The sequence below is a fragment of the Archangium sp. genome (genome assembly GCF_036388035.1).
Taxonomy (GTDB): domain Bacteria; phylum Myxococcota; class Myxococcia; order Myxococcales; family Myxococcaceae; genus Archangium.
Map to the genome: position 1 here is coordinate 1 of NZ_DASVSO010000335.1, position 6152 is coordinate 6152.

Genomic DNA, 6152 nt, shown 5'->3' on the forward strand with positions numbered 1-6152 from the left:
TGCCGCCGAAGACGGCCCCGATGGACTGGTGGCCCAGGCACACGCCCAGCACCGGCACCTTCGCGCCTCGGATGGCCGCCATGCTCACCCCGGCCTCGTGCGGCGTGCAGGGCCCCGGGGACACCACCAGGTGCGACGCGCCCGAGGCCGCCACGCCCTCGGCGTCGATCTCGTCGTTGCGAGCCACCTTCACCTCGGCCCCCAGCGTGTAGAGGAGCTGCACGAGGTTGAAGGTGAACGAGTCGTAGTTGTCGATGACGAGGATCACCGCACACCTCCCTCACGCGCCTGCTTCAAGGCCATGGCGAGCACCCGCGCCTTGGCCTCCGTCTCATCCGCCTCCTTCGAGGGCACCGAGTCGGCCACGAGGCCCGCGCCCGCCTCCCACAGCGTGCGGTCCCCGTCGACGAAGAAGGTGCGCAGGGCGATGGCCAGATCCAACGCGCCGCAGAAGGACAGGTAGCCCACCGCGCCCGCGTAGGGGCCACGGCGGGTGGGCTCCAGCTCGTCGATGATCTGCATCGCGCGAATCTTCGGAGCCCCGGACACAGTGCCCGCGGGGAAGGTGCAGGCGAGCGCATCGAGCGCGTCGTACTTCGCGTCGAGCTTGCCGCGCACCTGCGAGACGATGTGCATCACGTGGCTGTAGCGCTCGACGACCATCAGGTCCTCGAGGCGCACCGAGCCCGGAGCGGCCACGCGGCCCACGTCGTTGCGGCCGAGGTCCACCAGCATCATGTGCTCGGCGCGCTCCTTCTCGTCGGCGAGCAGCTCCTTCTCCAGGGCCACGTCCTCGGCCTCGGTGGTGCCGCGGCGCCGGGTGCCGGCGATGGGGCGCACCACGACGTCTCCGTCGCGCACCTGCACCAGCAGCTCCGGAGAGGCGCCCACCAGGGCGCGCGCCTCGCCCAGCTCGATGTGGAAGAGGTACGGCGAGGGGTTGATGCGGCGCAGCGCCCGGTAGAGCGAGAGCGGCGGCGGCGCCCCACGCGCCTCGAAGCGGCGGGCGAGCACCACCTGCATGCAGTCACCGGCGCGAATGTACTCCTTCACCCGCTCCACGCCCGCCTCGTAGCCGGCGCGGTCCCAATGGACGGAGACCTCCGCCTCACCGCGCATGGGCGGATGGGGCACGTAGGCGTCCACGGGGAGCGGCCGCAGGAGACGATCGGCAATGGCCTCGGCGCGGGCCTCGGCGTCCGCGAGGGCCTGGGCGACGCTGCCGTGGCGGTTGGGCCGGGCGATGGCGGTGGCGTGCAGCGTCTGGGTGCGCGAGTCGAGGGTGACGAACTCATCGCACAGCAGCCACTCGGAGTCGGGGAAGGAGATGTCCGGGGCGTGCCGGTCGGGCACGTGGCGCTCGAACCAGGACATGCAGTTGTAGCCGAGGTAGCCCACCAGCCCGCCGACGAAGGGGGGCTCGCCGGGGAGCTTGGCGACGGCGTGCTCGCGCCAGACGGAGCGCAGGACGTCGAGCGGCTTGCCCTCCAGGCGCTGCGAGTGCTCGCCCCGCCAGAGGGTGCCGCCGTTGCGGTCGAGCCGGAGCCGACCGGAGGGAGCGCTGCCGACGTGGCTGTAGCGGCCGAAGCGCTCGCCTCCGTGGCAGGACTCGAGGATGAAGCCGCGCGCGCCACCGAGCTTGAGGTAGGCGGACAACGGAGTGTCGAGGTCGGCGGGGAGCACGACCGAGACGGGGACCGCCTCGCCCTTCTCCGCGCGCTGTCGGTAGGCCGCCTTGCGCTCCTGAGCGTTCATCACGTTCCTCTGTGCAGACCCCCGCTCGGACCCTGACGCCGTCCCTCGGGGGTTACCCTCCGTTATCCCCCGTCTGGAGCGGCCGGAAAAGGGGCCCCGCCCAGGGCGGCGCCTCCTCCCTGGCTTGACAAGAGCGCGTGGTTCCCGGGTCACCCGCCGAGCGAGCTTGCGTCGGGCACGGGCCTCGGCGCGTTCAGCGCTGGGGAGCGAAGAGCCACTCCAGGCCGCGCCACACCTGGTCGCGCCAGGCGGAGTAGTTGTGGCCGCCGTGGTACTCCCGGTACTCGGCCCGGTGCCCGGACTGCTGGAGCACCTGGAGCATGCGCTGGTTGGCCTGGGTGAGCACCTCGAAGTGGCCGCAGTCCATCCACACGTCGAGCGGTCGGGACGAAGCGGCGCGGGCGAGGTCGAACACCACGAAGTCGTGGTTCCACACGCTGAAGGCGCCCGACTGGGAGAGCACGTGGCCGAAGATGTCGGGCGCGCGCAGCCCCACGTACAGGGACATCAACCCGCCCAGCGAGGCCCCAAGCACGGCATGCGCACCGGGCTGCTGCTTCTCATCCACGAGGCGCAGCTCCTGGCGAGCGAGCGGCAGCACCCGGTACAGCAGGAAGGCCAGGGTGGCCTCACTACAGGTGTACTCGACGGTGCGCGAGGAAGAGCCGTTGGCCACCATGGCCAGCGCGAGGGGGCGGATGCGGCCCTGGGCGATGAGGTTGTCCACGAGGGTGGGCAGCTTCGCGCGCCGCAGGTAGTCGGGCCCGTCGAACACCACCACCAGCGGGCAGGGCTCGGAGGTGGGCGGCGCGTAGAGGTGGACGGCGCGCTCCCGCCCCACGCAGAACTCCTGCGTCTCCACCATGTGCCGGGTGACGGTGCCCCGGGGCACGTCCCGCTGCCGCAGCGCGAGGGGCGTCGGCCGGGAGTCGGGCATGTGGAAGTAGTGGTTGAAGTCCCCGAAGCCGTTGGCGACGAGGCGCGAGTTGAGCGGATCCCTCACCCGCCGCCCCTTGGCGTCCTGGAGCGCGTACTCCACATAGGTGTCGCGCGGCAGCTTCAGGGAGTGCGTCCACACCCCCGGTGTCACCTCGTGCAGGGGCACGGGCTCACCCGACCACTCCTGGAAGTCCCCCGTCACGAACATGGGCTTGCGCCCACGCCACACGAAGGTGACCTCGTCTCCGTCGATGAGCGGCGCACCCTCGGCGAGGGCCCTCTTCTCCAGCGTGCTCGTATCCATGACTCACCCCAGGGCGGATTGAATGGTGTCGGCGGCCACGAAGCTGAAGGCCATGATGGAGAGGCTCGGGTCCACCGAGGGCGCGGTGGGGAAGACGCTCGGGTCCGCGACGTAGAGGTTGTCCGTGCCGTGGACGCGGTGGTCGAAGCCCACCACCGAGGTCTTCGGGTCCTCGCCCATGCGTGCGCCACCACCGGGGTGCGGCGCCGCGAAGACGTTGCGCGCGGGGCGGAGGTCCACCACGTCCACCGCCTTGTCGATGTCTTCCAGCCGGGTGATGCGCGTGTCGCGCACGTCCCCGAGCAGCACCTGCCTGGCGCCGGTGGTGAGCAGCAGCCTCGCCTGCTTGCGCAGCGCATCTCGCAGCCGCAGCGCGTTGCCACCGGTGATGGGGACGTGGACGCGCCGCCGCCCGTTCTCCAGGGAGATGCGGCCATCCTCGGCGTCGTCGATCCACGAGATGGCGCCACCGAGGTTCGGCAGCTGCGTCATCAGCTCGCGGTGCGAGGAGCCGAAGCCGGGCAGCACCGCGGACAGCATGCCCGGGTGGAACTGGTTGGCCATGAGCAGGTAGCCGCCCTCGACGTAGCGCGGGCCGTCGTAGCGCGCGAGGCGGAACTCCTCCACGCCCCAGGCGGCGGGGATGTTGCGCCACTGGATGATGGGCTCGTCATAGAGCGCGTGGACCATGGCGGAGGGGTTGCAGAAGAAGTGCTCGCCCAGCGCGGGCAGGCGCTCCTTGAGGCCCTGGCGCAGGAGGAACTCGGGGGTGGCGAAACCGCCAGCGGCCACCACGTAGACGCGCGCGGTGACACGCACCTTCGGTCCCGAGGGCTGTCCGCTGGCCCGGTCGAGCACGGAGGCCTCCAGGGCCTTCACCCGGGAGCCCTCGAAGACGAGCCGCTCCGCGCGACAGTCCGCGTAGAGGCGCCCGCCCGCGTTCACCATGCGGGGCAGATACGTGACGAGCTGGCTCTGCTTGGCGTCATAGGCACAGCCCAGCATGCAGTAGCCGCTGCGCGCGCAGTCCTTGCGCGCCTGGGGCACCCGCGCCACGTGCCAGCCCAGCTTCTCGGCGCCCTCGCGGACGAGCTGGTTCATCCGGTTGGCGTAGGTGTCATCCGCGAGGTGGACGTGGAGGTCCTGCTCTATCTGAGCGAAGTGCGGCGTGAGGACGGCCTCGCCATGCCCCTTCAGGCCGTACTGCTCCTCCCAGAGGCGGAGCCGGTCCGAGGGCGTGCGGTAGCTGTCGGCCCAGTAGTGCACGCTGGCCCCGCCCACGTTGTTTCCGTAGGTGAGGGAGACGGACAGGTCCTTCGACGTGTCCAGCCCGCGCCCGCCGTCCACCTTGGCGAGCATGTTCGTCTCGCGCTGGTCGAAGTCGGTGCGCGTGTAGTAGCCGCCCTGCTCCAGCACCACCACGCTGCGCCCGCGCTCGGCGAGGCGCGCCGCGAGCGAGGCCCCGCCGCAGCCCGAGCCGATGATGCACACGTCACAGGACTCGGTGACGTCCGCCTGCACTTCCCTGCCCTGGCGAATCACGGCGAACCTCCCCGCGCGAGGCGACCCGCCGCGTCCGCCACGAGCGACTGGTAGAGAGCGCTCGACTCGGGCGGCAGCGGTTGGGGCTGCCACGGCCCGTCGTAGCCGATGGCCTTCCAGGTGTCCGGATGCCCGTAATAGAAGAGGTGGGCCATCTGCTTGAGGGCCACGGCGGCCTGCACCACCACGTCCTGGTCCGAGGCCAGCATCCGCTGGAAGGCCTGCTCCCGGGAGGCCACGTCCAGGCTGCTCATGCGGCCGGGGAAGCCGAGCAGGAGCGAGCCGTGCTCGATGAGCTGGAGGGCGGCCTGGAGATCCTCGCGCATCGCCTGGGGCTGGGACCAGACCTCCTCGTCGATGCGCTGGTGGACGCCGAGTGCCACACCCGAGGGCAGCGCGCCCGAGGCGGGAAAGAACATCTCCACCAGGGCGCGGACGACACACAGCTCCTTGACGGACAGGCCCAGCGCGACCTCCCCGGAGCGGAGCTGGTAGCCCGAGGTGAACCACCGAAGCCCGCTTCCCACCAGGAGCAGCGCGCCACCGCCCAGCCCCGCGGCGAGGAGGCGCCGCCGTGTCATCTTCAGCATGGGGGCGGACGGTAGCCGCCCCGGGTGTGCCCTGCCAACCCGGGACGTTAGCGTGCGAGGGCGGTGCGCAGGGGGCGGATGGCCACCATTCCCAGGACGGCGGCGACCAGCCAGCGGCCCCAGCGCGAGCGCGCCTTCTCGGGGTGGTTGCGAGGGGCGTGCTCGGCGAAGAGCTCCACCATGCCCTCGAGGAAGTGGCGCATGTCGTGCGGGCCCCGGCTGGTGAACCACCGGTCGTCGCGGACGCCGGGCTCGTCCATCCAATGCCCGCCCGCGTTGCGGACGTCGTCCTTGATGCCCGGCCACGAGGCCAGCCTGCGCCCCTTCACCAACCCCGCGGACACGAGCACCCACGGACCATGGCAGAGCGTGGCGATGGGCCGGCCGAGCCGCTCGAAGTCGCGCACGAAGTCGAGCACCTCCTCGCTCTGCCGGAGGGCATCCGGATTGACGAAGCCACCGGGGATGAGGAGCGCGTCGAAGGACTTGGGCCGCACCCGATCCACCGTCTCGTCCACGGGGACCTTCTTGCCCGGGTACATCAAGTTCATCCCGCGAATCTTCCCCTCGTGCAGGGAGATGACGTCGACCTGAGCCCCCCGCTTGCGGAGCGCCTTCATGGGGACGGTGAGCTCCAGCTGCTCGAAACCGTCCGTCGCCAGCACGCCCACCCGGATGCCCCTCAACGTCTTCCTCGCCATGCCCGACACCTCCCTGGACCGTTTTCGGGAATCGTCGGCATCCTTCCCGCGTCCGGCAGCCCCAGGCCCCCGGACTGGAGGGCAGCCAGGGGAGCGAGGGGTGACTCAGGGACTGACTGCCTCGGTCGCCTCGCTGGAGGCGCCATAACGGACCAGCACCTGGCGGGCGAACTCCGTCGTGCAGATCGTCACCACGTCATCGAGGTCCCGATTGAGGTGGAGCACCTCGGCGGGCGACACCTCGCCCGGCATCTCTACCCACAGGCTGAGGAGGACATCGCGCAGCACCGCGAGTTCGGCAAGGAGCTCCACGAGATCGAA

The 6152-nt window shown here is 70.9% G+C and carries 6 protein-coding genes and 1 pseudogene; all 7 read right to left on the reverse strand.

The annotated features are described in order from the left end of the window. Positions 1–268: glutamine amidotransferase-related protein (locus VF697_RS13755; protein WP_414641287.1), on the reverse strand; the 268-nt coding region annotated here is incomplete at its 3' end. Beyond that, complete coding sequence (locus VF697_RS13760; protein WP_331095054.1) at positions 265–1755, reverse strand: anthranilate synthase component I family protein; 1491 nt, start codon at positions 1753–1755, stop codon at positions 265–267. The genes VF697_RS13760 and VF697_RS13755, both read right to left, overlap by 4 nt. A gap of 193 nt (positions 1756–1948) precedes the next feature. Continuing rightward, positions 1949–2998 carry an alpha/beta hydrolase-fold protein gene (locus tag VF697_RS13765; RefSeq protein WP_331095056.1) on the reverse strand — a complete coding sequence of 350 codons (1050 nt, stop codon included), beginning with the start codon at positions 2996–2998 and terminating at the stop codon, positions 1949–1951. 3 nt (positions 2999–3001) lie between these two features. Beyond that, positions 3002–4540: a GMC family oxidoreductase gene (locus tag VF697_RS13770; protein ID WP_331095058.1), complete on the reverse strand. Its 1539-nt coding sequence runs from the start codon at positions 4538–4540 to the stop codon at positions 3002–3004. Then, a complete protein-coding gene (locus VF697_RS13775; protein ID WP_331095060.1) occupies positions 4537–5130 on the reverse strand; it encodes a hypothetical protein in 594 nt (197 codons plus the stop codon). Before VF697_RS13775 ends, VF697_RS13770 begins: the two co-directional genes overlap by 4 nt. A gap of 47 nt (positions 5131–5177) precedes the next feature. Continuing rightward, positions 5178–5831: a type 1 glutamine amidotransferase domain-containing protein gene (locus VF697_RS13780; RefSeq protein WP_331095062.1), complete on the reverse strand. Its 654-nt coding sequence runs from the start codon at positions 5829–5831 to the stop codon at positions 5178–5180. A 105-nt stretch (positions 5832–5936) separates the two neighbouring features. Further along, a pseudogene (locus tag VF697_RS13785) lies at positions 5937–6152 on the reverse strand (hypothetical protein); the annotation flags it as partial.